The sequence below is a fragment of the Phycisphaerae bacterium genome (assembly GCA_012729815.1).
Taxonomy (GTDB): Bacteria; Planctomycetota; Phycisphaerae; order JAAYCJ01; family JAAYCJ01; genus JAAYCJ01.
Genome location: JAAYCJ010000036.1, coordinates 1 through 2,493 on the forward strand (window position 1 = coordinate 1; position 2,493 = coordinate 2,493).

4 protein-coding genes are annotated in these 2,493 nt (G+C 64.7%); all 4 read left to right on the forward strand.

Going from position 1 to position 2,493, the window contains the following annotated elements; translation table 11 throughout:
- Positions 1-200 (forward strand): hypothetical protein (locus GXY33_02715; GenBank protein ID NLX04037.1); only part of this gene is annotated, 200 nt, incomplete at its 5' end.
- Between the two features lie 63 nt (positions 201-263).
- Positions 264-1,058: a M55 family metallopeptidase gene (locus tag GXY33_02720; GenBank protein ID NLX04038.1), complete on the forward strand. Its 795-nt coding sequence runs from the start codon at positions 264-266 to the stop codon at positions 1,056-1,058.
- Between the two features lie 30 nt (positions 1,059-1,088).
- Positions 1,089-2,066 carry a DUF4434 domain-containing protein gene (locus GXY33_02725; protein NLX04039.1) on the forward strand — a complete coding sequence of 326 codons (978 nt, stop codon included), beginning with the start codon at positions 1,089-1,091 and terminating at the stop codon, positions 2,064-2,066.
- Positions 2,067-2,192: 126 nt separating this feature from the next.
- A partial coding sequence (locus GXY33_02730; GenBank protein ID NLX04040.1) for a Gfo/Idh/MocA family oxidoreductase occupies positions 2,193-2,493 on the forward strand: 301 nt, incomplete at its 3' end.

Here is a 2,493-nt window from a genome sequence, read left to right on the forward strand (position 1 = left end):
AGGCGACGTTCGGGACCAGCGGTTTTCCGTGGAATTGCTCAGACTATCGAGGCGGCCCGGAGCCCCGGGTCAAGATCGAAAACGCCATCGCCGCCGCCGAGCGGCATTTCAACATCTCGATGCACGAAAACTATGGCCCCCGGGAGACACAAGGTATAATCGACGCCCTGGTGAAGGTGGAAGCTGCGTATCTGCGTTGACGGCTTGCGTTTGCCGGATCGATGGACGTTCAGCCGTGGATAACCCGCAGCGAGGAGACGACGATGAAGGTCTATGTGTGCACGGACTTGGAAGGCGTGGCGGGAATCGTCAGCACCGATGAGCAGTGCGTGGCCACCGGCAAATACTACGAGCAGGCCAAGCGCTGGCTGACCGCGGAGGTCAACGCGGCCGTTGAAGGCATGTTCGAGGAAGGCGTGACCGACGCGCTGATCCTGGACGGCCACGGGCCCGGCGCGATCAGCTATGAGGACCTGCATCCGAAGGCCACGCTCCTGCACGGCCGGCCGACCTCGCCTCGCGAGTGGCGAAACGCGGTGGTCAACGAGTACGACGTGGCCATGATGATCGGCCAGCACGCGATGGCCGGCACCCGCGACGGCGTGCTCAACCACACCCAGAACAGCCGGACCGTCGAATACTACAAACTTAACGGGACGCCGATCGGCGAGATCGCCCAGTTCGCGCTGCACTGCGGAGCGATGGGGATTCCGATGATCTTCCTGAGCGGCGACGAGGCGGCGTGCCGCGAGGCGCGGGAGTTGATCCCGGCGGTTACCGCCGTGTCGGTCAAACGCGGGCTCAGCCGGTTCAGCGCGATCTCGCTCGCTCCGGCTGAGGCGCATCGCGTCATTCGCGAGGGTGTGCGCGAGGCGATCCGCAAGCACCGCGATCAGCCGATCGAGCCGGTGGTCTGGAAGGGGCCCTTCGTGCTGGAAAAACGCTTCTTCCATTCGGAAGTCGGCGACGCCTACGCCGGCAACCCGCAGGCCACCCGCCTCGACGCCAAGACGGTGCGGTTGACCGGCGACGAGATCGCCGAACTGATCTACGCGTAGATGTGACAGGGCAGACACAGGAGACCCAACGTGGCCGAAAACAGGATCACCGGCAGCTTCTTCGATATTCATCACGTGAACCTCTGGGACGCGATGTGGTGGACCGACCGGTGCCGGTTCTGGCAGGATGAGAGCTGGCGGGCTTTGATTCGCGATATGCACGAAATCGGGATCGACACCGCGATCTGCGGAGCGACGGCGCTGTGGGGCCGGCCGCTGTTTCCCGGTTATGAGAAGACGGTCGGCCGGCCGCTGCTGATGGGCTGCGACGACCCGCTGGGCGCGTGCGTGGATGAGGCTGACAAGTTGGGCATGAAGATGTTCTACGGCGTCGGCTTTCGCGGGCGGTGCAGCCAGGTGCGGGATTACGCCGACATGAAGCCGCCGTGGATCGAGGAGTGGTTCACCTGGAACCAAGCCCTGGCGGAGGCGCTGGTGGACCGCTACGGCGATCGGCCGAGCTTTGCCGGGCTGTACATGTCCTACGAGATCGACTTTCACGATTACCAGGTCGAGCTGTACGAAAAGCTAATGGGCGAGTACCTGCGGCCGGCGATCGGCGAGGTGCCCATTCTCGCTTCGCCCGGCAGTCTGGGCGAGCATTCCGATCCGCAGAAGTTGCCCGGCCAGTTGGAGCCGATGGGCATTAACATCCTGGCCCCGCAGGACTACGGCGGGCGGCGCCGGGACGTCAATGAGGCCCTGGACCTGGTCCGCGGCAACGCCCGCGAACTGGAGCGGTTCCGCTCGCGGATCGAGAGCGTCGGCGTGACGCTCTGGTCCAACTGCGAGGTTTTCGACCTGGAGCCGACGCCGGACGGGCGGGCCTGCTGCGTGCCGGGCCCGATCGAACGGGTCCGTCAGCAGATCGAGATTCAGGCCCCGTTGGTCGAGAAGCTGATCTGCTATCAGTATCAGGGGATCATGAACCGCAGGACGCCGCTGGTGGACATCGGCCATCCCGATACCGACAAGCTCTACCGCGGATACGTCGAGTACCTCCAGTAAGGCTGGTGCATTCGGAGGACTCAGGTTGCCTGCCTTCCCGCCGCGGTGCGCCGACAGCGTTTCGGCGCACCCTCCGCTGGCACTACCGGTGCGAATTCTGTACGATGGCGCCGGAAACAAGCAGCTATGAATAAGACGATACGGACGGCAATCATCGGCTTCGGGGCGATCGGCAAGGCGCACGCGGCGAGTCTTGGCCGATCGGCTGACTTTGCCCTGACCGTCTGCGCCGATCCGAACATCGAGCAACTGTGGGCCGAAGGGCTCGACCCGTCCGTGCACCTGTACGCGGACGCCGCCGGGATGCTGGCCTCCGAACCGCTCGACGCGGTGATTGTGGCCAGCCCGCACCATCTGCACCACGAGCACACGCTGGCCGCTCTGGAGGCCGGCTGCCACGTGATGGTCGAAAAGCCGATGGCGATCG

What these genes read in the sequence shown, in the direction of transcription:
- GXY33_02720 (NLX04038.1), top strand. Translation starts at nt 264, where the DNA reads ATGAAGGTCTATGTGTGCACGGACTTGGAAGGCGTGGCGGGAATCGTC.